Origin of the sequence: Janthinobacterium darwini (assembly GCF_051380905.1) — a bacterium.
GTDB lineage: Bacteria > Pseudomonadota > Gammaproteobacteria > Burkholderiales > Burkholderiaceae_D > Janthinobacterium.
In genome coordinates, this window is sequence record NZ_JBNYXX010000001.1 from 557,285 (window position 1) to 582,116 (window position 24,832).

Consider the following 24,832-nt stretch of genomic DNA (forward strand, 5'->3'; position numbering starts at 1 on the left):
ATAAATCATGATGAAGACGCTTTACGACAAACTCTGGGAATCCCACGTTGTTCGGGCCGAAGATGATGGCACGACAATTTTGTACATCGACCGGCACCTGCTGCACGAAGTCACCAGCCCGCAAGCCTTCGATGGCCTCAGCGTGGCGGGCCGCCAGCCGTGGCGCATTTCCGCCAACCTGGCCGTGGCCGACCATAACGTGCCCACCACCAGCCGCATCGACGGCATTGCCGATCCGGTCTCGCGCCTGCAGGTGGAAACGCTGGACAAGAACGCCAGGCACTACGGCTTGACTTACTTCAACATGAACGACAAGCGCCAGGGTATCGTGCACGTGATCGGCCCTGAACAGGGCGCGACCCTGCCCGGCATGACGGTCGTGTGCGGCGACTCGCACACGTCGACGCACGGCGCCTTCGGCGCGCTGGCGCATGGCATCGGCACGTCCGAAGTGGAACATGTGCTGGCCACGCAAACTTTGCTGCAAAAGAAATCCAAATCCATGCTGGTGCAAGTCGACGGCGCCCTGCCGGCTGGCGTGACGGCAAAAGATATCGTACTGGCCATCATCGGCAAGATCGGCACGGCCGGCGGCACGGGCTACTGTATCGAGTTCGGCGGTTCGGCCATCCGCGCCCTGTCGATGGAAGGTCGCATGACGGTGTGCAACATGGCCATCGAGGCTGGCGCGCGCGCCGGCATCATCGGCGTGGATGACACCACCATCAATTACGTCAAGGGCCGTCCGTTTTCGCCGGCCGGACCGCACTGGGAACGCGCCGTGGCCTACTGGCGCACCCTGCATTCGGACCCGGGCGCCCGCTTTGACCTGGTCGTTACCCTCAACGCCGCTGACATCGTGCCGCAAGTGACCTGGGGCACGTCGCCCGAGATGGTGATCGGCATCGATGGCCGCGTGCCCGACCCTGACCATGAAAAAGACAGCGTCAAGCGCGATGCGATGGAAAAGGCGCTGGTCTACATGGCCCTCAAACCCAACACCGCCATCGAGGACATCCGCATCGACAAGGTCTTCATCGGTTCCTGCACCAATTCGCGCATCGAGGATTTGCGCGCGGCCGCCGCCGTGGTGCGCGGCAAGTACCGCGCCTCGAACGTCACCCTGGCGCTGGTGGTGCCCGGTTCCGGCCTCGTCAAGGACCAGGCCGAGCGCGAAGGGCTGGACCGTATCTTCAAGGATGCCGGTTTCGAATGGCGCGAGCCGGGCTGTTCCATGTGCCTGGCCATGAATGCGGACCGCCTGGAGCCGGGCGAGCGCTGCGCTTCGACCTCGAACCGCAACTTCGAGGGCCGGCAAGGGCAGGGCGGCCGCACCCACCTGGTGTCGCCCGCGATGGCGGCGGCGGCAGGCATCGCCGGCCACTTTGTCGACGTGCGGGGCTTGCGATGACGGCAGGGACGGGCGGCGCTGGCGTACACTAGCGTTCCCTGTCCCTTATTTACTATCAAGAAATCATCATGAAAAAACTCTTCGCCCTCCTCATCGCCACCGTGATCCTGTCTGGCTGCAACACCGTCTCCGGCATCGGCCGCGATGTGCAGAAAGTCGGCCAGGTCGTCACTGGCGCCGGCGGAAAATAAACCGTGACGTGCCGGCGCACAGCGCCGCGCGTCCTACCGAGTAGACATAGCATGGATAAATTTACGATTTACGAAGGCCTGGTAGCGCCGTTGGACCGCGCCAACGTCGACACCGACGCGATTATCCCGAAGCAATTCCTGAAATCGATCCACCGCAGCGGTTTCGGCCCCAACCTGTTCGACGAATGGCGCTACCTCGACCATGGCGAACCGGGCCAGGACAACAGCCGCCGTCCGCTGAACCCTGATTTCGTGCTCAACGAGCCGCGTTACCAGGGGGCTTCTATCTTGCTCACACGTAAGAATTTCGGCTGCGGCTCTTCGCGCGAACACGCGCCGTGGGCGCTGGACCAGTATGGCTTCCGCGCCATCATCGCGCCCTCGTTTGCCGACATTTTCTTCAATAACTGCTACAAGAACGGCTTGCTGCCCATCGTGCTGTCGGAAAGCCAGGTCGAGCACCTGTTCAATGAAGTCAAGGCTTTCCCCGGCTACAAGCTGGTGGTGGACCTGGAACAGCAGTGCGTGAGAACCAGCAATGGTAGCGTCTCGTATCCGTTCGAAATCGATGCCTTCCGCAAATATTGCCTGATGAATGGCCTTGACGATATCGGCCTGACCCTGCGCCATGCGGACGATATCCGCGCCTTCGAAGAGCGTCATTTGACCAATCAGCCTTGGCTCGCCAACGTTATCTAAAGATCATTCCATGAAAATTGCAATCTTACCCGGCGACGGCATCGGTCCTGAAATCGTCGCGCAAGCCGTCAAGGTCTTGAATGTGCTGGGCGAATCATTCGAGCTGGAAACGGCACCTGTGGGCGGCGCCGGCTATGCGGCCCATGGCCACCCCTTGCCGGAAGGCACCCTGGCCCTGGCAAAAGCGGCCGACGCCGTGCTGTTCGGCGCCGTTGGCGATTATCAGTACGATAAGCTGGAGCGCCAGTTCCGTCCCGAGCAGGCGATTCTGGGCTTGCGCAAGAACCTGGGCCTGTTCGCCAACCTGCGTCCGGCCATTTTGTACCCGGAGCTGGCGGGCGCCTCGACCCTGAAGCCGGAAGTGGTGTCCGGCCTGGATATCCTGATCATCCGCGAGTTGACGGGTGACATTTATTTCGGCCAGCCCCGCGGCGTGCGCGAGTGCCCGGACGGTCCGTTCAAGGGCCAGCGCGAAGGCTACGACACCATGCGCTATGCGGAAGGTGAAATCCGCCGCATCGCCCATGTGGCCTTCCAGGCGGCGCAAAAGCGCGACAAGCGTCTGACCAGTGTGGACAAGGCGAACGTGCTGGAAACCTTCCAGTTCTGGAAAGACATCGTCATCGACGTGCACAAGGAATACCCGGATGTCGCGCTCGACCATATGTATGTCGATAACGCGGCCATGCAACTGGTGCGGGCGCCGAAGAAATTCGACGTCATGGTGACGGGTAACATGTTCGGCGATATCTTGTCGGACGCGGCCGCCATGCTGACGGGCTCGATCGGCATGCTGCCGTCCGCTTCGCTCGACGCCAACAACAAGGGCCTGTACGAGCCCTCGCACGGTTCGGCGCCCGATATCGCGGGCAAGGGCATCGCCAATCCGCTGGCGACGATCTTGTCGGCGGCCATGATGCTGCGCTATTCGCTGAACCGCGAAGAGCAGGCGGACCGGGTCGAAGCGGCCGTGAAGAAAGTGCTGGCGCAGGGTCTGCGCACGGCCGATATCCACGAAGCGGGCACGACCTTGGTCGGTACCGAGGCGATGGGTGATGCAGTTGTAAAAGCACTGGGATAAAATAGTCTAATGACGGCAGTCGCCGTCTCATCTTGAGGAATGGTAATGAAATTAGTTGGCTTGGTAGGTTGGCGCGGTATGGTCGGTTCGGTCCTGATGCAGCGCATGCAGGAAGAGGGCGACTTCGCCCACATCGAACCGGTGTTTTTTACCACCTCGAACACGGGCGGCGCGGCGCCGGCCATGGCGAAAAATGAAACCATCCTCAAGGATGCCAACAGCATCGCCGAACTGTCCAAGTGCGACATCATCATTTCCTGCCAGGGCGGCGACTACACGAGCGCTGTCTTCCCGCAGCTGCGCGCAGCGGGCTGGAATGGTTACTGGATCGATGCGGCATCGACCTTGCGCATGGAAAAAGACGCTGTCATCGTGCTCGATCCCGTCAACCTGCACGTCATCAAGGATGCGCTGGGCAAAGGCGTCAAGAATTACATCGGCGGCAATTGCACCGTATCGTGCATGATGATGGGCCTGGGCGGCCTGTTCCAGCACGACCTGATCGACTGGATGACGTCGATGACGTACCAGGCGGCATCGGGCGGCGGCGCGCAGCACATGCGCGAGCTGCTGACGCAATTTGGCACCATCAACAGCTCCGTCAAGGCGCTGCTGGAAAACCCCGCTTCCGCCATCCTGGAAATCGACCGCCAGGTGCTGGCCACCCAGCACGGCTATTCCCCGGATGAAATCAAGCAATTCGGCGCGCCGCTGGCCGGCAACCTGATCCCGTGGATCGACAAGGACCTGGGCAATGGCCAGTCGAAGGAAGAGTGGAAGGCGGGCGCTGAAACGAACAAGATCCTGGGCCGCGGCATCGATTTTGGCACCAGGGAAATTCCTGTCGATGGCCTGTGCGTGCGTATCGGCGCCATGCGCTGCCATTCGCAAGCCCTGACCATCAAGCTCAAAAAAGACGTGCCTCTCGATGAAATCAACGACATCATCGCCAGCAACAATCAATGGGTGAAGCTGGTGCCGAACACGCGCGAAGCGTCCGTGCGCGACCTGTCGCCGGCAGCCGTCACGGGTAGCCTGACGATTCCTGTCGGCCGCGTGCGCAAGATGAGCATGGGCGGCGAATACCTGTCCGCCTTTACGGTGGGCGATCAATTGCTGTGGGGCGCGGCCGAGCCGCTGCGCCGCATGTTGCGTATCCTGCTGGACGCATAACGGCAATAAATTGCTGATCAAGATCAAGCCGGGGCTGTTTTCCCGGCTTTTTTTCCATCCTGAGCCCGTCAAGGCGCAACCATGCGGAGCTTGCATAGCTCTGGGCATGATGATATGTTGATACCTCTGGAAAAGTAACTGTTTTCCCACGTCAACTAAGATGCCGCCAATTATGCCTGTACACACTCGTCCCCGGGTCGCCTCCCTTGCCATCAAGACACTCAGCAGCGCTGTTGCCTGCGCGGTGTTATTGTCACCGGCGGTATCCGCGGCCGAGCTGGGCAAGATCACGGTGCTGTCCGCCGCCGGCCAGCCGCTGCGCGCCGAGGTCGAATTATCGGCCGTCAAGCCAGGCGAGGCATCTAGCCTGCTGGCCAAGCTGGCGCCGCCGGACGCCTACCGCCAGGCGAACGTGGAATTCAATCCCGCCCTGAACGCGCTGACGTTTGCCGTGGAAATGCGCAACGGCAAGTCTTTCATCCGCATCAGCTCGGCGCAGCCGGTGGCCGAACCCATGGTCGACCTGCTGCTGGAGTTGAGCAGCAAGAGCGGGCGCCAGGTACGCGAATATGCATTCGTGCTCGACACACCCGAAGCGCGGCAGACGCGCGGCGCGCAAGTGACGGCGCCAGTGCAGCCAGGCAAGAGCAAGCCGGCTGCAGCTACTGCTGATACTGCGCTGGCGAAAAAGGCGGCAGGCGAGTACAAGGTCAAGGCGGGCGACACCCTGAGCCGCATCGCCAGCGAACTGAAGCCATCGGGCGTCTCGCTCGACATGATGCTTGTCGCCCTGTACCGCGCCAATCCCGATGCTTTCAGGGGCGAAAACATGAACCGCATGCAGGCCGGGCGCATCCTGGCCGTGCCAGGCGCGGATGCCGTGCGCGCCACCGACGCGGCCGAAGCGAAGGGCGTCGTGACGGCGCACGCCATCGATTTCGAAGCCTACCGCAACAAGCTGGCGGGCCAGGTGTCGCAAAGCAAGCCGGCCAAGGCCGCGCAGGCGACGCAAAGCACGGCTGGCAAGATCGGCGCGACCAAGGTGCAGGAAAAACCGACGGCCGTGAGCGAGTCGCAAGACAAGCTGAAACTGTCGAAGGCGGAGCCGGCAGCCAAGTCGGCGGGCAAGAGTGCCGTCGCCAGCGAGGAAGACAAGATCGCCAAGGCCAAGCAGGTCGATGAAGCGGCCGCGCGCGTCAAGGAGCTGGAAAAGAACGTCAGCGACCTGGAAAAATTGATGGCGGTGAAGAGCAAGGCCATGGCCGACAAGAGCGCTCCCGCCCCCGCCAAGCCGGCCGAGGCCGCTGCCAGCGCATTGGCCAGTGCCTCGGCCAGCGCCATTGCCAGCGCGCCGGCTGAAGCGCAAGCTCCCGTGCCCAAAGCGAAACCGGTGCCGCTGATCAAGAAACCGTCGCCGCTGGAGCCTACCCTCGCCGATAAGATCAGTGATCACCTGGGCGCCATCGGCATCAGCCTGGCCGCTTTGCTGGCGGCCGTGGCAGCGCTGGTAATCGCGCGCCGGCGCAAGGAAACGCCGCCGCCCGCAGAAGATGCCGCCCCCGTATTCGAGCCGGAAGCGCCCGTGGCGCCGCCGGCCGGCCTGGCGCCGGAAGACCAGCAATCCGAGGCGAGCAACCAGCTGTTCGGTACGGGTGCCGCCGCCGCTGCCGGCGTAGCTGCGGTAGCGGGTGCCAGCATGCTTGAAGGCAATGAAACGGACCCCGTCGCCGAAGCGGATGTGTATATCGCTTACGGCCGCGATGGCCAGGCGGAAGATATCCTCAAGGAAGCCTTGCGCATCCACCCCGAGCGCCATGCGGCCCGCCTGAAATTGCTGGAAATCTATTCGGCGCGCAACGATGTACGCGCGTTTGAAGACCAGGCTAGTGAGCTCTACAGCCTGACGCGGGGACAGGGCGAAGAGTGGCCGCAAGCGGCTGCACTGGGCCTGGCGCTCGATCCTTCCAACCCCCTGTATGGCGATACGGAAGACGACGCCGTTGTCAGCCTGAGCAAGGGTGCCGGCGACGACTTGCACGGCCAGAGCATGGACTTGCCCGACGATCTGGCTGCGCCCGTAGCGCTTGCCGACCTGGCGCCGGCCGAGCCGGTTACTTCGGTGAGCGCCCGCGATGCGCGCGCCCCCCTCGATTTTGACCTCGACAGCCTCGATTTCGAGCCCGTCTCCACCAGCGACCCGATCGCCATGCCGGGACCGGAAAGCAAGCCGCTGTCCGCCACGCAGGGCGCGCACGATGTGCACTATGACGCCAGCATGGATTTCGGCCTCGACCTGGAGCCGCCAGCCGGCCCCGTGAATGGCGTAGGCGCCGGTGTGACGCCATTGCCTGACCCTCTGAAGGATGTCGACCTGGCCCATTTCGACCTCGACGAGCCCGTGGCGCCAGCCGCCGCGACGGTGGCGGCGGCCGACGCTGCCAGCGACAGCCGGTTTGACGATGCGCAAACGCCAGCGAGCTTGCCGGACGCCATACCGGCCGCGCAAGAGTTTGACCTGTCCGGCATCGACCTGGATCTCAACGATGGCAAGACGGCCAGCGTGGGCGTGGATGACCCATTGTCGGCCATCCACATGGAAATGGATACCAAGCTGGACCTGGCGATCGCTTACCAGGAAATCGGCGACAAGGAAGGTGCGCGCGAGCTGATCGATGAGGTCATCAAGGGTGGCAGCGAAGAGCAGATCGCCAAGGCTAATACCATGCGCGCGCTGCTCGGCTAACCTAAGCGTCGATACGACGTCCATGGCTGCGTTGCACGGCCTCGCCGTACATTCGTACTGTCTTCGACCGTGCGCCTTGCCCTGAACGCCGTCTCAGGCGCTTGTGTGGTCGGAGGGCAGGGCCGCCTGCGCGCCGGTATAATGCTTCGATGCAAAATATTACGACAGCAACGCCATTGAAGCGTATCGTCCTCGGCCTACAGTATGACGGCACGGCCTGGCATGGATACCAGAAACAGGAAGACGGGCAGACGGTGCAGGACCAGCTGGAAAACGCGCTGGAGCAGTTTGCCCGCGTGCGCCTGGCCACCACCTGCGCCGGCCGCACGGATACGGGCGTGCATGCGCTTGAGCAAGTGGTGCATTTCGATACGGAATTGAACCGCGACGTGCATTCCTGGGTGCGCGGTGTCAACGCCTTCCTGCCGAAATCCATCGCCGTGCGCTGGGCCAAAGAACTCGAAGGCGATCCCACCGTCAACGATTTCTTCCACGCCCGCTTCAGCGCCCGCGCGCGCACCTATCATTATGTGTTGTACAACAACGCCACCCGTTCGCCGCTGGTGGAAGGGCGTGCCGGCTTCTTTTTCCGTCCGCTGGACGTGGAACTGATGCGCCAGGCCGTGCAGCCGTTGCTGGGCTGGCACGATTTTACGGCCTTCCGCGCCGCGCAATGCCAGGCCAAGTCGCCCGTCAAGCTGATGCATGACATCCGCATCGAGCGGCGCGGCGATTGCGTCATCTTCACCATCACGGCCAATGCCTTCCTGCACCACATGGTGCGCAACCTGGTCGGTTCGCTCGTCTATATAGGCACGGGACGGGAAAAGCCGGAATGGCTGGGGCATTTGCTGGAAAGTAAGGATCGCCACGCGGCCGCGCCCACCTTCATGCCGGACGGCCTGTACCTGGCGCAGATCGATTACGACCCGAAATGGGCGTTACCGCAAGACAGCAGCAGCGCCTTGCCCTGGTTCTGACGTTTCGCATCAAGCAATAACATCAAGGAGTAACATGCCACGCACACGCATCAAGATCTGCGGCCTGACCCGCGCCGAAGACATCCAGGCTGTCGTGGCGGCGGGCGCCGACGCCATCGGCTTCGTGTTCTATCCGAAAAGCCCCCGCTACGTCACGCCGCAGCAAGCGGCGGCCCTGATCGCCGCCATGCCGCCGTACGTGACGACGGTGGGTTTGTTCGTCAATGCCACCGTGGAAGAAGTGCGGGCGGCCAAGGCCGTTGCGCCCTTGTCCCTGCTGCAATTTCATGGCGACGAGACGCCGGAGCACAGCGCCGCCCTCGCTGGCGCCGTGCAGACACCGTTTACGCAAGTGTTCCGCGTCAAACCCGACGCCCGCGGCGAAGATTTGCTAGAATACGAACAGCGCTATCGCGCCGCCAGTCCCTTGTTCTCGAGCCTCTTGCTCGATACCTATGTGGATGCCTACGGCGGTGCAGGAAAGGTATTTGATTGGTCCCTCATTCCAGAAGAACTCGCGCCTCGGGTCGTTTTAAGTGGTGGCTTGAGCGTACAAAACGCGACTGACGCAGTGGTGCGCGTACGCCCTTACGCCGTCGACATCAGCAGTGGTGTCGAAGCGTCCAAGGGTATCAAGGACGCATCCCGAGTCCGCGCGTTCATCGCCGCGGTACAGGATGCCGATGCCATCATTGCCAGAGGAAACCACCATGAATGACCATGCCACCGCGCCCGGCGCAGCCGCCGCATTGTTCCACGCCACCGATTACCCTTTTCCCGACCTGCGCGGCCATTTCGGCCCTTATGGCGGCGCATTTGTTGCCGAAACGCTCACCCATGCGCTGGCCGAGCTGAAAGACGCCTACGCCCGCTATAGCGCCGACCCGGAATTCCTCGAAGAATTTCGCTATGAGCTGAAACATTTCGTCGGCCGTCCATCGCCCATTTATCACGCCAAGCGCTGGTCCGAAATGGCCGGCGGCGCGCAAATCTATTTCAAGCGCGAAGACTTGAACCACACGGGCGCGCACAAGATCAACAACGTGATCGGCCAGGCCCTGCTGGCCAAGCGCATGGGCAAGCCGCGCATCATCGCCGAGACGGGCGCCGGACAGCACGGCGTGGCCACGGCCACCATCTGTGCCCGCTTCGGCCTCGAATGCGTGGTCTACATGGGCAGCGAAGACGTCAAGCGCCAGGCGCAGAATGTGTACCGCATGAAATTGCTGGGCGCCACTGTCGTGCCCGTCGAATCCGGCTCGAAGACCCTCAAGGATGCGCTGAACGAAGCCATGCGCGACTGGGTCACCAACATCGAAAACACCTTTTATATCATCGGCACCGTCGCCGGCCCCCATCCTTACCCGATGATGGTGCGCGATTTCCAGTCCGTGATCGGCGAGGAATGCCTGGTGCAGATGCCGGAAATGACGGGTCGCCAACCTGATTACGTGGTGGCCTGCATCGGCGGCGGCTCGAATGCCATGGGCATCTTTTATCCGTATATCGACCAGAAGGATGTCAAACTGATCGGTGTGGAAGCGGCCGGTGAGGGATTGAATACGGGCAAGCACTCGGCCTCGTTGGCGGCCGGTTTCCCGGGCGTGCTGCATGGCAACCGCACCTATCTGCTGCAGGATGAAAACGGCCAGATCATCGAGACGCATTCCGTCTCGGCCGGCCTCGATTATCCCGGCGTGGGCCCGGAACACGCGTGGTTGAAGGATTTGGGCCGCGCGCAATACGTGTCGATCACCGATGACGAGGCCTTGCAGGCCTTCCACGACTGCTGCCATATCGAAGGCATCATCCCGGCGCTGGAATCGTCGCACGCGCTGGCCTACGCGGCCAAGCTGGCGGCCACCTTGCCGAAAGACCAGATCGTGCTGGCCAACCTGTCGGGCCGTGGCGACAAGGACATGCATACCGTGGCGGAGCGCATGGGATTGAATTTCAGTTAATCAACTGATAATCCCGGTATTGCGTAGGTCGGATTAGCGCGTCAGCGCGTAATCCGACATCCTCCACTGATAAAGAAAGCTCCCCATGTCCCGTATCGCCACCACCTTTGCCAACTTAAAATCGAACAACAAGACCGGCCTGGTCACCTTCATCACCGCCGGCGATCCCGGTCCTGACGCCACCGTGCCCCTGATGCATGCGCTTGTCGAGGGCGGCGCCGACATACTGGAACTGGGCGTGCCGTTTTCCGACCCCATGGCCGAAGGTCCCGTCATTCAGCGCGCCTGCGAGCGGGCCTTGAAATTCAATGTCGGCATCCACGATGTGTTCGCTTATGTGCGCCAGTTCCGTGAAACGAACCAGGCGACGCCCGTGGTACTGATGGGCTACGCCAACCCCATCGAACGCATCGGCAGCGCCGCGTTTATTGATGCAGCGCAAGCGGCCGGCGCCGATGGCGCCATCGTCGTCGACTATCCCCCTGAGGAGTGCGAGCAATTCGCGGCCGCCATGCGTGCAGCGGGCCTCGACCTGATTTTCCTGCTGGCGCCCACCTCGACCGAAGAGCGCATCGCGCAAGTGGCCAAGGTTGGCGGCGGCTTCAGCTATTATGTGTCGCTCAAGGGCGTCACGGGAGCTGGCAACATTGATACGGAACAGGTGGCGGAACGCCTTGCGGCCATCCGCCAGCATGTAAAATTACCCATCGGCGTGGGCTTCGGCATCCGCGATGGTGCCACGGCCAAGGCCGTTGCCAAGGTGGCCGATGCCGTCGTGATCGGCAGCCGCATCATCCAGGAGATTGAAAACGCCCCGCCAGGTGGCGCCGTCGATGCCGTGCGCAGCTTTACGGCAGGCATCCGCGCCGCACTGGACGCCTGAGCAAGCTTGCCGTTTACGCAAGATACGTTGACGGCAAAGTTCGACAGCCCGGCGATAAACGGCTACACTTCGGCCACTGATTTTCCTGTTATTGTGCAATAGATAAAATTTTTGGTGGCGCCCTACGGGGGTGTCGCCGTTTACCGTCTGCCGGGGGCGTCCACCGACGCTACCCCTACAAGGGCCCAAGGAGAAAATATGAGTTGGTTGGAAAAACTGCTGCCACCGCGCATACAGCGTTCTGATGCTGCCGCGCGCAAGACCATGCCGGAAGGCCTGTGGGTCAAGTGCCCATCGTGCGAAGCCGTGCTGTACCGCACGGACCTGGAATCGAATTTGCACGTGTGCCCGAAATGCGATCATCACATGCGCATCCGCGCGCGTGAACGCCTCGACAGCCTGCTCGACGCGGGCGGCCGCTATGAAATCGGCCAGGAAATCCTGCCTGTCGATACACTGAAGTTCAAGGACAGCAAGAAATACCCGGACCGCCTGAAATCCGCCATGGAAGCGACGGGCGAGACGGATGCGATGGTCGTCATGGGCGGCGCCATCATGAGCCTGCCAGTGGTCGTGGCGTGCTTCGAATTCGAATTCATGGGCGGCTCCATGGGTTCCGTCGTGGGCGAGCGCTTCGTGCGCGGCGCACAAATCGCGCTGGAACAGAAGGTGCCGTTCATTTGCATCACCGCCACCGGTGGCGCGCGCATGCAGGAAGGTTTGCTGTCGCTCATGCAGATGGCGAAAACCACGGCCATGCTGACCAAGTTGTCGGAAAAGAAATTGCCATTCATCAGCGTGCTGACCGACCCGACCATGGGCGGCGTGTCCGCCTCGTTCGCCTTCATGGGCGACGTGGTGATTGCTGAACCGAAAGCGCTGATCGGCTTTGCCGGCCCGCGCGTGATTGAAAACACCGTGCGCGAAAAATTGCCGGAAGGCTTCCAGCGCGCCGAGTTCCTCGTCACCAAGGGCGCCGTCGACATGATCGTCGACCGCCGCAAGATGCGCGAAGAAATCGCCCGCTTGCTGGCCTTGCTGCAAAACCAGGCCGTCGAAGTCTTGGCGTAATCCGCCAGAGTAACAGGCCGGGCGGTGTCCTGCGGACCCGCCTGGTTGCCATGTCACACCATCTCCGCGCCTCGCGCACTGTCTCCTCATCAAGAAGTCTCCCATGCTCAAGCTCCTCACCACATTGCCGGACTGGCTCGCCATGCTGGAAACCCGCCATTCGGAAACCCAGATCAACATGGGCCTGGACCGCGTACAAGCCGTCAAGGCGCGCATGCAACTGGCTTTTACTTGCCCCGTGATCATGGTGGCGGGCACGAATGGCAAGGGTTCCACCTGCGCTATGCTGGAATCCGTACTGTTGCGTGCTGGCTACAAAGTGGGGCTGTACATCAAGCCGCATTTCCTCGACTTCAATGAGCGCGCGCGCGTGCTGGGCGAGATGGCCAGCGACGAACAGATCGTCGCCAGCTTCAATGCCGTCGAGGCCGTGCGCGGCGATACGCCGCTGACGTATTTCGAATTCACCACCCTGGCCATCCTGCATTTGCTGTCGCAGGCCAAGCTGGACGTGGCCATCCTGGAAGTGGGCCTGGGCGGGCGCCTCGATGCCGTCAACGTGATCGACGCCGATGTGGCCATCGTCACCAGCGTCGACATCGACCACACGGATTACCTGGGCGATACGCGCGAAGCGATCGGCTTTGAAAAGGCCGGTATTTTCCGTCCGGGCAAGGCGGCCATCTGCAGCGACCCCGTGCCGCCGCAATCCCTGATCGACCATGCCGAGGCCATCGGCGCGGACCTGTGGCTGATGGGCCGCGATTTCAACTATTCGGGCGACAAGCAGCAGTGGAACTACGGCGGGCGCGAGCAGCGCCGCAATTCGCTCGCGTATCCAAGCTTGCGTGGCGCCAACCAGATCCTGAACGCGACGGCCGTGCTGGCCGCGCTGGAAGTGCTGAAGCTGAAACTGCCCGTTGGCGCGCAGGAAGTACGTACGGGCCTGGTGACGGTGGAACTGCCGGGCCGCTTCCAGGTCTTGCCTGGCCGCCCCAGCGTCATCCTTGATGTCGCGCATAACCCGCACGCAGCTTCGGCGCTGAACCAGAACCTGGGCAATATGGGTTTCCACCCGTACACCTATGCCGTGTTCGGCTCCATGCAGGACAAGGATATCGATGGCGTGCTGGCCGCGATGAGCGAACACGTCGACCACTGGTGCCTGACGAGCCTGCCGTCGCCGCGCGCGGCGACGGCATCCGAGCTGGCCGCCAAGGTGCAGATCATGCTGGAAGATAAGCCCGACAGCAACGACCATACTGTGTCTATTTTCGATGATCCGGCACAAGCTTTTGCAAATGCGATGAGCCGGGCCGGTGAGAATGATAGAATTGTGGTCTTTGGTTCTTTCCTCACCGTCGCCGGCGTGATGAAGGCCAGAAAATCCTCACTTCACTGAAACGCACTCGACTGAAAATCACGCATGGGCTTGTTCTCGAAACTGTTTAAAAACAAGCAAGAATCCTCTGGCGAAGACAGCGGCTTTTATGTCCCTGGCGAAGCACAGTCGCCGACCCGCAAGCGCGCCGCCAACACCTCTGGTGGCGGTGGATCGCGCCGTGGCGGCAAAGAAGCGCCGGACCCGGTCTTGCCTGAAAAAAAGCGCGCACGCCGCCGCCTGGTCGGGGCCATTGCCCTGGCCCTGGGCGTGGCTGTGGGCTTGCCGATGCTGCTCGATTCCGAGCCGAAGGCGCCTTTCAACGATATCGCCATCGACATTCCCTCGAAAGAAAAGGCCGCTGCGCCTGCACCTGCGCCCGTGCCGGCTGTGCCCGCTCAGGCGGCTGCGCACAATGGCCTGGACCAGTCCGAGGAAATCATCGACTCTCCTCTGCCGCCTGCGGCCAGGCCTGCGCCGGCACCGGCACCGGCAGCAGTACCGGCGCCCGTGCTGGCTGCCGTCCAGCCTGCGCCTGCCAAGCCGGCCTATGTGGAACCGAAACCCGAGCCCAAGCCTGAGCCCAAGCCGGTCAAGGTGGAGCCGAAACCAGAGCCGAAACACGAAGCCAAGCTGGAGCCGAAGCATGAGCCCAAGCCTGAACCCAAGCATGAGATAAAAGCGGAAGCCAAGCCTGAGGCTAAGCCTGCCAAGCCGGCGCAATCTGCCGACGATGCGGCGCGCGCTATGGCGATTCTGGAGGGCAAGCCACTGGACAAGCCGCAAGAGAAAGCACAAGACAAGGCACACGACGCCGGCAGCGGCAAGTTCGTGGTGCAGGTGGCGGCGCTGGCGACGCAGGACAAGGTCGATGAATTGCAGGACAAGCTGCGCGAAGCGGGTATCAAGTCTTATACGCAGAAAGTCTCCAGCCCCGCGGGCGAGCGTATCCGCGTGCGCGTGGGGCCGTTCGGCAGCCGCGATGACGCCGAAAAGACCCGCGCCAAGCTGCAAAAGCTGGGCCTGGGCGGCAGCCTGGTGCCGGCGTGATGTTGCAAGGCTGAACGGTCGTGACGATCTTCGATTACCTGGTGCTGTTCGTGCTGGTGACGTCCGTGCTGATCAGCATGATGCGCGGCCTGGTCAAGGAAATACTGTCATTGGTCAGCTGGATCGTGGCTTTCGTCATCGCCAACGCCTATGGCGCCACCTTGGCGAAATTCCTGCCGGAAGCCGTGCCGGGTGAAGCCGTCCGCCTGTTGCTGGCCTTCGTGGTGCTGTTCATCGGCGTGCGCATTTTGATGGGCTTGCTGTCCATGACGGTCGACGCACTGGTGAAGGTGACGGGCCTGAGCCTGGCCGACCGTACCCTGGGCAGCCTGTTCGGCGTGGCGCGGGGCCTGGTGATCGTGCTGACCACCGTCATCTTGTGTGGCATGACTTCCATACCACAGCAGTCATTCTGGAAAAATGCGCTGCTCAGCCCGCTCGCGGAACAGGGCGCGCGTGCCATCAAGCCTTATCTGCCTGCCGCATACGCGCAGCATGTGAAATTTTGAATTTTTTTTAAAATCAGTAGCACAGTTTAGGAGCACACCATGTGTGGCATCGTCGGCGTCGTTTCCCATCAACCTATCAATCAATTGCTCTATGATGCATTGTTGCTCTTGCAACATCGCGGTCAGGACGCGGCAGGGATTGCGACCAATCACAGCAGTATGTTTTCCATGCACAAAGCCAATGGCCTCGTGCGTGACGTCTTCCGTACGCGCAACATGCGTTCGCTGCAAGGCACGACGGGCATCGGCCATTGCCGTTACCCGACGGCCGGTTCGTCGAGCGAAGAGGAAGCACAACCGTTTTATGTGAATGCGCCGTTCGGCATCACCCTGGCGCACAATGGCAACCTGACCAACTGGGAACAGTTGAAACAGGAAATGTTCAAGAACGACCGCCGCCATATCAATACCGATTCCGATTCGGAAGTGCTGCTCAATGTGCTGGCGCATGAAATCCAGGAAGCCACAACGGGCCTGAACCTGGACCCGGAAGCCATCTTCAAGGCTATCACCGTGCTGAACCGCCGCGTCAAGGGCGGCTATGCTGCAGTGGCGCAAATTGCTGGCGTGGGCTTGCTGGCCTTCCGCGACCCGCACGGCATCCGTCCTTTGTGCCTGGGCATTAATGAAACGGAGCAAGGCCCCGAATACCTGATCGCCTCCGAATCCGTGGCCCTGGAAGGCATGGGCTTCCGCTTCGTGCGCGACATCGGTCCCGGCGAAGCCGTCTTCATCGATGCCGACAAGAAATTGCACAGCGCCCAGTGCGCCGACAACGCCAGCCTGAATCCGTGCGTGTTCGAATTCGTCTACCTGGCCCGTCCCGACTCCGTCATCGACGGCGCCTCGGTGTACGCCACGCGCCTGAAAATGGGTGAATACCTGGCTGAAAAGATCCGTGCCGAATTGCCTGACGTGCATATCGACGTGGTCATGCCGATTCCCGATTCCTCGCGTCCGGCCGCCATCCAGCTGGCCTTGGCGCTGAACCTGGAATACCGCGAAGGCTTCATCAAGAACCGCTACATCGGCCGCACCTTCATCATGCCGGGCCAGGCGGCGCGCAAGAAATCCGTGCGCCAGAAGCTCAACGCGATTCCTTCCGAATTCAAGGATAAAGTGGTGTTGCTGGTCGACGACTCCATCGTGCGTGGCACCACCAGCCGGGAAATCGTGCAGATGGCGCGCGAAGCGGGCGCGACGAAGGTCATCTTCGCCTCGGCCGCGCCACCGGTGATCTACCCGAACGTGTATGGCATCGACATGCCGACGCGCGACGAGTTGATCGCCTATGGCCGCACGACGGAAGAAGTGTGCCGCGAAATCACGGCCGACTACCTGGTGTACCAGGATATCGGCGCGTTGAAGCAGGCGATTGCCGACGTCAACCCGGCACTGACGAACTTCGAGGCGTCGTGCTTCGATGGCGTGTATGTGACGGGCGACGTGTCGCAGGAATACCTGGACCGCCTGGAATATGCGCGCCACCATCCGAAGGCGGCAGCGCCGGAAGATACGCCACGTTCCCAGTTGAACCTGAACCTCGCCACCACCGAAGGGTGATGTGGAGCCCGGCTATGGCCGGGCTTTTTTTTATCTGATATTTCTCGCAGCCTTGCGCGCCACTTGATCATGAGCAACAACAAAAACTACGGCTTTACCACCACCATCCTGCATAACGACCGCCGCAAGGGTATCGAGCACGGCTCGCTGCACAAGCCTGTGCATACCTCCGTCGCGTTTGGCTATGGCGATGCACGCCAGCTGGCGTCCGTGTTCCAGGGCAAGGAGCCGGGCTTTCGCTACGGCCGCCAGGGGAACCCGACGGTGTCCGCGCTGGAAGACAAGGTCAACAAGATGGAAGATGGCGTGGCGACGCTGTGCTTCGCCACCGGCATGGGCGCCATTGGCGCCGTGGTGCAATCCTTGCTGCGCGCGGGCGACCATGTGGTGTCGTCGGCTTTTCTGTTTGGTAATACCAACAGCCTGTGGCAAACGGTGACGGGGCAGGGCATCGCCGTGTCCTTCGTCGATGCCACGGACGTGGCCAATGTGGCCGCCGCCATCACGCCGCAAACGCGGATTGTTTTCGTGGAAACCATCGCCAATCCGCGCACGCAGATCGCCGACCTGGCGAAGATCGGCGCGCTGTGCAAGGAGCGTGGCATCTTGTACATCGTCGATAATACGATGACCACGCCCTACCTGTTCCGCCCGAAAGCGGTGGGCGCGGGCCTGGTGGTCAATGCGCTGACGAAATCCATTGGCGGCCACGGCAATGCCCTGGGCGGCAGCTTGACGGACACGGGCGTATTCGACTGGACGCAGTACCCGAACATTTTCGACAATTATAAAAAGGCGGCGCCGGCGCAGTGGGGCATCGCGCAAATCCGCGCCAAGGCCTTGCGCGATTTCGGTGCCTCGCTGGGTCCGGAGGCGGCGCACCATATCGCCGTCGGCGCGGAAACCATGGCCTTGCGCATGGACCGTACCTGCTCGAACGCCCTGGCGCTGGCCACCATGTTGCAAGCGGACCCGAGAGTGGCGGCAGTGCATTACCCAGGCTTGTCCTCGCACCCGCAGCACGCGCTGGCGACGGACTTGTTCCGCAGCTATGGTTCGCTGTTCAGCTTTGAATTAAAAGATGGCATCGATTGCTTCGATTTCCTGAATCGCCTGAATCTGGCGATTCCGGCTAGCAACCTGGGTGACACGCGCACCCTGGTCATTCCCGTCGCCCACACGATCTTCTATGAGATGGGAGCCGAGCGCCGCGCCAGCATGGGCATCGCCGAATCGCTGATCCGCGTATCCGTCGGGATCGAGGATGAGGCCGATCTGCTGGAAGACTTCCGTGGTGCGCTGGAGGGCTGAGAGCGGTGTCGGTGATTAGGCCATGTGCCAGTGTTGAGGCAAACTAAAAACTGGGGTCAGACCCGGCAGGTCTGACCCCGGCACGCAACTTAATGCCAGCTGCGCATCAGACCTACGGCCAGGCCTTCCAGGGCGAACTCATCTTCCGGCGATACGGTAATCACCTTGAAATCGGGGTTTTCCGGCAGCAGTTCGATGACGGAGCCCGTTTTCTTGTAGCGCTTGACGGTGACTTCGTCGCCGATACGGGCCACGACGATCTGGCCGTTCTTGGCACTGTCGACCTTTTTGACGGCCAGTAAATCGCCATCCATGATGCCGGCGTCGCGCATGGACCAGCCGCGCACCTTCAGCAGGAAATCAGGCTTGGCCGAGAACAGGGCGGGGTCGACGTTGTAGCTCGCTTCCAGGTTTTCCTGCGCCAGGATGGGCGAACCGGCGGCTACTCGGCCGATCAGGGGCAGCGACATCAGCAGGGCTGCCGGCACTTTCGATGCCAGCGCATCGGCGGCCGCGCTCGCCGCCGCACCGATCAGGCGGATGCCGCGCGAGGTGCCGGGCGAAATCTCGATCGCGCCCTTGCGGGCCAGGGCCTGCAAATGTTCTTCGGCCGCATTGGCCGATTTGAAACCCAGTTCATTGGCGATTTCGGCACGGGTTGGGGGAAAGCCCGTGTTTTCAATCGCGTCCTTGATCAGGTTCAGGATTTGTTCTTGTCGTGCTGTCAGCTTGATCATGAGCGGTGGGTGCATACTAAAATGCTGTCTATATGAACAGTCTGTATTTTTGTACAGTATCGTCCACTATGCAAGGGGATTTCCGTCTTTTCGGCGAATTTGGCAAGAAATACTTGTCCGCAGGCGGAAAGCACGGTGGCGCACGGGCTTTTCGGGCGCTTGTGGAAGGAATGATTGAAACGTTTGCAAAAGGCGGTTATAATCTTCGGCTGACCTTCCCACACCCGTCTTGACGCCGGGGTGGGCGATTATCAATCCGACCTGAAGGAGTTTGCATGCGTCATTATGAAATAGTCTTTATCGTCCATCCGGACCAAAGCGAGCAAGTGCCCGCGATGATCGAACGCTACAAAGCCAGCGTAACCACCCGCGGCGGTTCGGTTCACCGCGTGGAAGATTGGGGCCGCCGTCAAATGGCTTACTCGATCCAAAAGCTGCCTAAAGCACACTACATCTGCCTGAACATCGAATGCGACAACGAGACCCTGGTCGAGTTGGAAACAGCATTCAAATTCAATGATGCCGTGTTGCGTCACCTGACCGTTAAAATGAAGAAAGCTGAAACAGCTCCTTCGCCGATGATGAAATCGGTACAACGCGAAGACGCGGCCAAAAGCCACCGCACCGAAGCACCAGCAGCCGCTCCAGCCGCAGCAGCAGCTTAATTCTTGACCAGGATCGTGCGCTGAACCAGCTACAAGTAACCGCCATCATTGCCGAGCGCGAAATATTGCGCTACACCCCGGCAGGGTTGCCGATTGTGAATGCAGTATTGCAGCACAGTTCGCAGCAGATGGAAGCAGGAATTGCCCGTTTGACCGAGTTTGATGTTGCCGCGCTAGCCGCTGGCGAAATATCAGGCCGGTTCAGCCAGGCAAGCTTGGGCGGGGTCTATCAGTTCACGGGTTTCCTGGCCAGGAAGAGCCGCAACAGCAAGAGTTTGGTGTTTCACATCATTGATTTTAGTGCAGTCACCCCGACTAGCGCATTTTAGATACAGGAGCCTGACATGGCATTCGGTAAAAAGTTCGACAAAAATAAGCTCAAGCTTAAAGAAAAACGCAAACAGCAAAACCCGTTGTTCAAACGCAAGAAGTTCTGCCGCTTCACCGCAGCTCACGTTGAGCAAGTCGACTACAAAGACGTCGACACGCTGAAAGACTTCGTCCAAGAAAACGGCAAGATCATGCCAGCACGCCTGACCGGTACCAAAGCGCACTACCAGCGCCAAGTTGACACCGCAATCAAGCGCGCTCGCTTCCTCGCGCTGCTGCCATACACCGATCTGCACCACGCTTAATCGGTCAGATATTCCTGGAGAAGAACTATGCAAATCATTCTGTTAGAAAAAGTTGTTAACGTCGGTAACCTCGGCGAAGTCGTCAAAGTCAAAGACGGTTACGCACGTAACTTCCTGATCCCGCAACGCCTGGCACGTCGTGCCACGGCAACCGCTGTGGCTGAATTCGAAGTCAAGCGCGCCGAACTGGAAAAAGCTGCTGCCGCCAAACTGGCCGCATCGCAAGCCCAGGGCGAAAAACTGAGCGGCCTGACCGTTCAAGTTGCTCAAAAAGCTGGTGTTGATGGCCGTCTGTTCGGTTCCGTCACCAACTTCGACATCGCTGAAGCGCTGACCAAGCAAGGTTTTGCTGTTGAAAAAGCACAAATCCGCATGCCTACCGGCCCGCTGAAGATCGTTGGCGAGCACAACGTTTCGGTTGCTCTGCACACCGACGTGGTCGTGGAAGTTGTTATCGCTGTCGTTCCAGACGCGAACGCGTAATCGTCTGCGGGCCTGGCCCGCAAGCGTTGCCGCACGATGAAAAGCCGGGTTCGCCCGGCTTTTTTGTGGCCTTTTTTTCGCTCAATTTCAGCCCTTTATTTTTGCCAGCACGCCGAAGCGGGTATAATTCGCGCCATGAACGCCCCCTCTGATCCGCAACTGGATTCCCTCCGTATTCCGCCGCATTCGATCGAAGCAGAACAATCCGTTATCGGTGGTCTGCTGCGCGACAATGCAGCATATGACCGCATCGCCGACTTCATGCATGCGGAGGATTTCTATCGCTATGACCATCGCATCATCTTCGAGCAAATCGTCAAGATGGTTAACGCTTCCAAGCCAGCCGATGTCATTACTGTTTTTGAAACCCTGACCCAGCTCGGCAAGGCCGATGACGTGGGCGGACTTGCTTACCTGAACGCCATGGCGCAAAACACGCCATCGGCCGCGAACATCCGGCGCTATGCCGAGATCGTGCGCGACCGCGGCGTGCTGCGCAAACTCATCACCGTCGCCGACGATATCTCCGGCACGGCCTTCAGCCCGCAAGGCAAGGAAGTCAAGCAGATGCTTGACGAGGCCGAGTCGAAGATTTTCGCCATCGCCGAAGAAGGCGCGCGCGGCGCCCAGGGCTGGACCGCGATCCAGCCCCTGCTGACGCAAGTAGTCGAGCGCATCGACGAACTGTACAGCCGCGACAACCAGAGTGAAATCACGGGCGTGCCCACTGGTTTCATCGACCTCGACCGCATGACCTCCGGTCTGCAGCCGGGCGACCTGGTGATCGTGGCGGGTCGTCCTTCGATGGGCAAGACGGCGTTTTCCGTCAACATCGGCGAAAATGTGGCCATCGACAGCGGCTTGCCCGTGGCCGTGTTCTCGATGGAGATGGGCGGCGCCCAGCTGGCCATGCGTATGCTCGGCTCCGTCGGGCAGCTCGACCAGCACCGTCTGCGCACGGGCCGCTTGAACGACGAAGACTGGCCGCGCCTGACGAATGCGATTCAAAAGATGAACGACGCGCAGTTGTACATCGATGAAACGCCGGCCTTGAATTCCATCGAATTGCGCGCCCGCTCGCGCCGTTTGTCGCGTCAATGCGGCAAGCTGGGCCTGATCATCGTCGATTACTTGCAGCTGATGTCGGCCAATACGCCGGGCGACAACCGCGCCACGGAGATTTCCGAGATTTCACGGGGCTTGAAAGGCCTGGCGAAAGAACTCGGTTGCCCCGTGATCGCGCTGTCCCAGCTGAACCGCTCGCTGGAACAACGCCCGAACAAGCGTCCCGTCATGTCGGACTTGCGCGAATCGGGCGCTATTGAGCAGGATGCCGACGTGATCCTGTTCATTTATCGTGACGAAGTGTATAACCCCGACTCGCCAGACAAGGGAACGGCCGAAATCATCATCGGTAAACAACGTAACGGTCCAATCGGCAGCATCCGCCTCACCTTCATGGGGCAGTACACCAAATTTGGCAATTACAGTGGTGGCCTGGCGCTTTACCAAGGCGACTAAGACTCAGCAGCACTGGCAATTCCATTGGCCGCCCCCGACAACGGGGCGGCTTTCTGTAGTAAATAACACGACTCAATGCTTAACGGAGAATGACATGTTTGGACGCTTGATGCCCACTGAGGGCAAGTTTTTTGAATTGTTTAACCAGCACGCGGAACTGTGCGTCAAGGGCGCCAAAGAAATGCTCGGCCTGATGACCAATTTCGATGACCTGGAAAACCGCGTGCATGCGATCGAAAGCATCGAGAAACAGGCGGACAAAGTCACTTACGCCACCGTCGAAATGCTGCACAAGACCTTCATCACGCCGATCGACCGTGACGACATCCATCAGCTGATCACGCGCCAGGACGACATCCTCGACCTGCTGGAAGACGCGGCGCAGACCGTCTCGCTGTACGACCTGAAAGCCGTCACACCGGAAGCCAAGCGCCTGGCCGAACTGGTGCTGGCCTGTACCGAGAAGGTGCGCGACGCCGTCGCCATGCTGCATAACATGGACAACTCGCGCAAGATCGTCGCCATCTGCGAAGAGATCGACCGCCTGGAATCGGATGCCGATCACGTGATGCGCGCCGCCATGTCCAAGCTGTTCCGCGATGAACCGGACGTGCGCAACCTGATCAAGCTGAAAGCGATCTACGAAATTCTGGAAACCGTGACCGACCGTTGCGAAGATGTGTCCAATATTATCGAAGGCATCATCGTCGAAAACGCGTAAGCGTTGGGCATGTCCTGAACCAGAATCAGAAAAGAAACTACAATGACCATACAAATCAGCATCTACGTGCTAGGCCTGTTGATCGTCCTCGCGCTGCTGTTTGACTTCATGAACGGCTTCCACGATGCCGCCAACGCGATCGCCACGGTGGTCTCGACGGGCGTGTTGAAGCCGCAGACCGCGGTTGCCATGGCCGCCACGTTCAACTTCGTCGCCATTTTCGTGTTCCACCAGCTGACCGTGGCTGCCACGGTGGGCAAGGGCACGATTGACCCGTCAGTGATCGACCAGTACGTGATCTTCGGCGCGCTGATGGGCGCCATCTTCTGGAATTTGTTTACCTGGTATTACGGCATTCCATCGTCGTCTTCGCACGCGCTGATCGGCGGCCTGGTAGGCGCCGCCGTCGCCAAGTCGGGCACGGGCGCGCTGGTCGCGGCCGGCCTGTGGAAAACGGTGGCCTTCATCGTGATCGCACCCGTGCTGGGCTTTGTGTTCGGCTCCATCATGATGCTGCTCGTGTCCTGGATTTTCGTGCGTTCCACGCCGCGCAAGGTCGACAAGTGGTTCCGCCGTCTGCAACTGGCATCGGCGGCAGCCTACAGCCTGGGCCATGGCGGCAATGATGCACAAAAGACCATCGGTATCATCTGGATGCTGTTGATCGCCGCCGGCTACTCGAATGCGGCCGACGCCATGCCGCCGCTGTGGGTCATCATCTCGTGCTACACGGCCATCAGCTTCGGCACGCTGTTCGGCGGCTGGCGTATCGTCAAGACCATGGGCCAGAAGATCACCAAGCTCAAACCCGTAGGCGGCTTCTGCGCCGAAACGGGTGGTGCGATCACGCTGTTCGTCTCGACGGCGCTGGGCATTCCCGTGTCGACCACGCACACCATTACGGGCGCCATCGTCGGCGTCGGCTCGGCGCAGAAGATGTCGGCCGTGCGCTGGGGTGTCGCAGGCAACATCGTCTGGGCATGGATCTTCACGATTCCTGCCTCCGCTTTCGTGGCGGCGGTTGCATGGTGGATTGGCCACCATATTATGTAATGGATAGCCAACGCCAGTAAAAAGGGAGCCTTGCGGCTCCCTTTTTTTATGCGCCGGCCAGTTCCACCGTCAGCCCCTCGTAGGCGAGGAACACCTGCAGGCCGTTGAGGCGGCTCGCATAACGGCCCATCACGTCGGCAAAGACGGCTTCCAGCTGCTCGTCGCTGCGGGTCGGTTCGTGGTGGGTGCAGTACAGGCGCCGCACGCCGCAGCGCAGGGCCAGGTCGAGGGCGGCGTCGAAGGTGCCATGGCCCCAGCCCTGCTTGCCCGGATACTCCTCGCGCGTGTAGGAGCAATCCATGATCAGCGCGTCAACGCCGGCGACCACGGCGTCGATGCCGGCCTGGCGCTGCGCATTGCGTGCCGCGCAGGGCGCATGCTCGGCATGGCCGGGCGGATGCAGGTTGTAGAACGGTTCATGGTCGCCGCTGAAAAACAGCGCGGCGCCGCCGCAGTCGATACGGTAGCCGAGGTTGACGACAGGGTGGTTCATTTCCGCGCCGCGCACGTGCGCGCCGCCCACCTCGACGGCTTCGCCGGGCGCCAGCGTGCGGTACTCGATGCAAGCCGCCATGGCCGCTTCGCTGACGGGGAAATAGCTGTTTTGCAGCTGTACCGCCATCACGTGCTCGATGCCCCGTCCGGCGACGGCATCGTGCGCGCCATGCAGGCGCATGCGGTTGCCGGCCACGAACAGGGGGCTAAACATGGGCAAGCCGTGGATGTGGTCCCAGTGGCTGTGCGTGATGAAGACGTGCGCGTCGACCGGCACGCCGGGCGGCAGTTGCTGCGCCAGCGAGAAGATGCCGCTGCCCGCATCGAGAATGATCAGGCTATCGTTGTCGGTGCGTACTTCGATGCATGTGGTGTTGCCGCCATAGCGCGCCGTGCGCGGGCCGGGGGAGGGGATGGAGCCGCGCACGCCCCTGAACGTGAATTTCATTCAGTACCTTGTTACGGTGTAATTATTGTTGATTCTATTCTAATTAATGAGATTGGCGGCAACATTT

The 24,832-nt window shown here is 60.9% G+C and carries 25 protein-coding genes; 23 read left to right on the forward strand and 2 right to left on the reverse strand.

From position 1 onward, the window contains the following. Nucleotides 1-7: 7 nt before the first annotated feature. The 16 genes from leuC (at nt 8) to ACQ4WZ_RS02580 (ending at nt 18,007) form a co-directional block, all read left to right on the forward strand. Nucleotides 8-1,411, forward strand: coding sequence for a 3-isopropylmalate dehydratase large subunit (gene leuC, locus ACQ4WZ_RS02505; RefSeq protein ID WP_436572497.1), 1,404 nt, complete (start codon nt 8-10; stop codon nt 1,409-1,411). A 68-nt stretch (nt 1,412-1,479) separates the two neighbouring features. Beyond that, complete coding sequence (locus ACQ4WZ_RS02510) at nt 1,480-1,602, forward strand: entericidin A/B family lipoprotein (protein ID WP_010400408.1); 123 nt, start codon at nt 1,480-1,482, stop codon at nt 1,600-1,602. 51 nt (nt 1,603-1,653) lie between these two features. After that, nucleotides 1,654-2,301, forward strand: coding sequence for a 3-isopropylmalate dehydratase small subunit (gene leuD / locus ACQ4WZ_RS02515; protein ID WP_101482266.1), 648 nt, complete (start codon nt 1,654-1,656; stop codon nt 2,299-2,301). Between the two features lie 10 nt (nt 2,302-2,311). Further along, nucleotides 2,312-3,382, forward strand: a complete 1,071-nt coding sequence (gene leuB, locus ACQ4WZ_RS02520) for a 3-isopropylmalate dehydrogenase (RefSeq protein WP_101482265.1) — start codon at nt 2,312-2,314, stop codon at nt 3,380-3,382. A gap of 45 nt (nt 3,383-3,427) precedes the next feature. Next, a complete protein-coding gene (gene asd, locus ACQ4WZ_RS02525; RefSeq protein WP_436572498.1) occupies nt 3,428-4,555 on the forward strand; it encodes an aspartate-semialdehyde dehydrogenase in 1,128 nt (375 codons plus the stop codon). A 172-nt stretch (nt 4,556-4,727) separates the two neighbouring features. After that, complete coding sequence (locus ACQ4WZ_RS02530; protein ID WP_436572499.1) at nt 4,728-7,298, forward strand: motility hub landmark protein FimV; 2,571 nt, start codon at nt 4,728-4,730, stop codon at nt 7,296-7,298. 176 nt (nt 7,299-7,474) lie between these two features. After that, nucleotides 7,475-8,278, forward strand: coding sequence for a tRNA pseudouridine(38-40) synthase TruA (truA, locus tag ACQ4WZ_RS02535; protein WP_092606456.1), 804 nt, complete (start codon nt 7,475-7,477; stop codon nt 8,276-8,278). Between the two features lie 34 nt (nt 8,279-8,312). Then, on the forward strand, nt 8,313-8,996 hold the full coding sequence (locus tag ACQ4WZ_RS02540) for a phosphoribosylanthranilate isomerase (RefSeq protein WP_101482263.1): 684 nt from the start codon (nt 8,313-8,315) through the stop codon (nt 8,994-8,996). Further along, the gene (trpB, locus tag ACQ4WZ_RS02545) at nt 8,989-10,239 is read left to right on the forward strand and encodes a tryptophan synthase subunit beta (protein ID WP_436573851.1); all 1,251 of its coding nucleotides are present in this window, start codon (nt 8,989-8,991) and stop codon (nt 10,237-10,239) included. Before ACQ4WZ_RS02540 ends, trpB begins: the two co-directional genes overlap by 8 nt. A gap of 85 nt (nt 10,240-10,324) precedes the next feature. Beyond that, complete coding sequence (gene trpA, locus ACQ4WZ_RS02550; RefSeq protein ID WP_436572500.1) at nt 10,325-11,122, forward strand: tryptophan synthase subunit alpha; 798 nt, start codon at nt 10,325-10,327, stop codon at nt 11,120-11,122. 198 nt (nt 11,123-11,320) lie between these two features. Further along, nucleotides 11,321-12,193: an acetyl-CoA carboxylase, carboxyltransferase subunit beta gene (accD, locus tag ACQ4WZ_RS02555; protein WP_010400390.1), complete on the forward strand. Its 873-nt coding sequence runs from the start codon at nt 11,321-11,323 to the stop codon at nt 12,191-12,193. Nucleotides 12,194-12,296: 103 nt separating this feature from the next. Beyond that, nucleotides 12,297-13,595, forward strand: a complete 1,299-nt coding sequence (gene folC / locus ACQ4WZ_RS02560; RefSeq protein WP_436572501.1) for a bifunctional tetrahydrofolate synthase/dihydrofolate synthase — start codon at nt 12,297-12,299, stop codon at nt 13,593-13,595. A gap of 24 nt (nt 13,596-13,619) precedes the next feature. Continuing rightward, nucleotides 13,620-14,624 carry an SPOR domain-containing protein gene (locus tag ACQ4WZ_RS02565; protein WP_436572502.1) on the forward strand — a complete coding sequence of 335 codons (1,005 nt, stop codon included), beginning with the start codon at nt 13,620-13,622 and terminating at the stop codon, nt 14,622-14,624. 20 nt (nt 14,625-14,644) lie between these two features. Next, nucleotides 14,645-15,133 carry a CvpA family protein gene (locus ACQ4WZ_RS02570; RefSeq protein WP_101482258.1) on the forward strand — a complete coding sequence of 163 codons (489 nt, stop codon included), beginning with the start codon at nt 14,645-14,647 and terminating at the stop codon, nt 15,131-15,133. A gap of 39 nt (nt 15,134-15,172) precedes the next feature. After that, entirely contained in the window at nt 15,173-16,696 is a 1,524-nt protein-coding gene (gene purF, locus ACQ4WZ_RS02575) for an amidophosphoribosyltransferase (protein ID WP_436572503.1), read from the forward strand. Nucleotides 16,697-16,765: 69 nt separating this feature from the next. Then, a complete protein-coding gene (locus tag ACQ4WZ_RS02580) occupies nt 16,766-18,007 on the forward strand; it encodes a cystathionine gamma-synthase family protein (RefSeq protein ID WP_101484670.1) in 1,242 nt (413 codons plus the stop codon). An 89-nt stretch (nt 18,008-18,096) separates the two neighbouring features. On the opposite strand, the gene lexA is transcribed toward ACQ4WZ_RS02580, so the two are convergent. Beyond that, nucleotides 18,097-18,744, reverse strand: coding sequence for a transcriptional repressor LexA (lexA, locus tag ACQ4WZ_RS02585; RefSeq protein WP_101482257.1), 648 nt, complete (start codon nt 18,742-18,744; stop codon nt 18,097-18,099). Between the two features lie 275 nt (nt 18,745-19,019). Between lexA and rpsF the strand changes: the two genes are divergently transcribed. The 7 genes from rpsF (at nt 19,020) to ACQ4WZ_RS02620 (ending at nt 23,822) form a co-directional block, all read left to right on the forward strand. Next, a complete protein-coding gene (rpsF, locus tag ACQ4WZ_RS02590) occupies nt 19,020-19,409 on the forward strand; it encodes a 30S ribosomal protein S6 (protein ID WP_034750499.1) in 390 nt (129 codons plus the stop codon). Nucleotides 19,410-19,429: 20 nt separating this feature from the next. Continuing rightward, a complete protein-coding gene (gene priB / locus ACQ4WZ_RS02595) occupies nt 19,430-19,738 on the forward strand; it encodes a primosomal replication protein N (protein WP_071322552.1) in 309 nt (102 codons plus the stop codon). 15 nt (nt 19,739-19,753) lie between these two features. Then, on the forward strand, nt 19,754-20,044 hold the full coding sequence (gene rpsR / locus ACQ4WZ_RS02600; RefSeq protein ID WP_010400024.1) for a 30S ribosomal protein S18: 291 nt from the start codon (nt 19,754-19,756) through the stop codon (nt 20,042-20,044). A gap of 27 nt (nt 20,045-20,071) precedes the next feature. Then, nucleotides 20,072-20,527 (forward strand): 50S ribosomal protein L9, encoded by a 456-nt coding sequence (gene rplI / locus ACQ4WZ_RS02605; RefSeq protein ID WP_034783456.1) that lies wholly within the window; start codon nt 20,072-20,074, stop codon nt 20,525-20,527. A 135-nt stretch (nt 20,528-20,662) separates the two neighbouring features. Continuing rightward, the gene (locus ACQ4WZ_RS02610) at nt 20,663-22,048 is read left to right on the forward strand and encodes a replicative DNA helicase (protein WP_034750488.1); all 1,386 of its coding nucleotides are present in this window, start codon (nt 20,663-20,665) and stop codon (nt 22,046-22,048) included. 94 nt (nt 22,049-22,142) lie between these two features. Further along, nucleotides 22,143-22,769, forward strand: coding sequence for a DUF47 domain-containing protein (locus ACQ4WZ_RS02615; RefSeq protein ID WP_010400015.1), 627 nt, complete (start codon nt 22,143-22,145; stop codon nt 22,767-22,769). Between the two features lie 42 nt (nt 22,770-22,811). Further along, nucleotides 22,812-23,822: an inorganic phosphate transporter gene (locus ACQ4WZ_RS02620; RefSeq protein WP_101482256.1), complete on the forward strand. Its 1,011-nt coding sequence runs from the start codon at nt 22,812-22,814 to the stop codon at nt 23,820-23,822. A 46-nt stretch (nt 23,823-23,868) separates the two neighbouring features. On the opposite strand, the gene ACQ4WZ_RS02625 is transcribed toward ACQ4WZ_RS02620, so the two are convergent. Continuing rightward, complete coding sequence (locus tag ACQ4WZ_RS02625) at nt 23,869-24,765, reverse strand: MBL fold metallo-hydrolase (RefSeq protein WP_101482255.1); 897 nt, start codon at nt 24,763-24,765, stop codon at nt 23,869-23,871. Nucleotides 24,766-24,832: the final 67 nt, after the last annotated feature.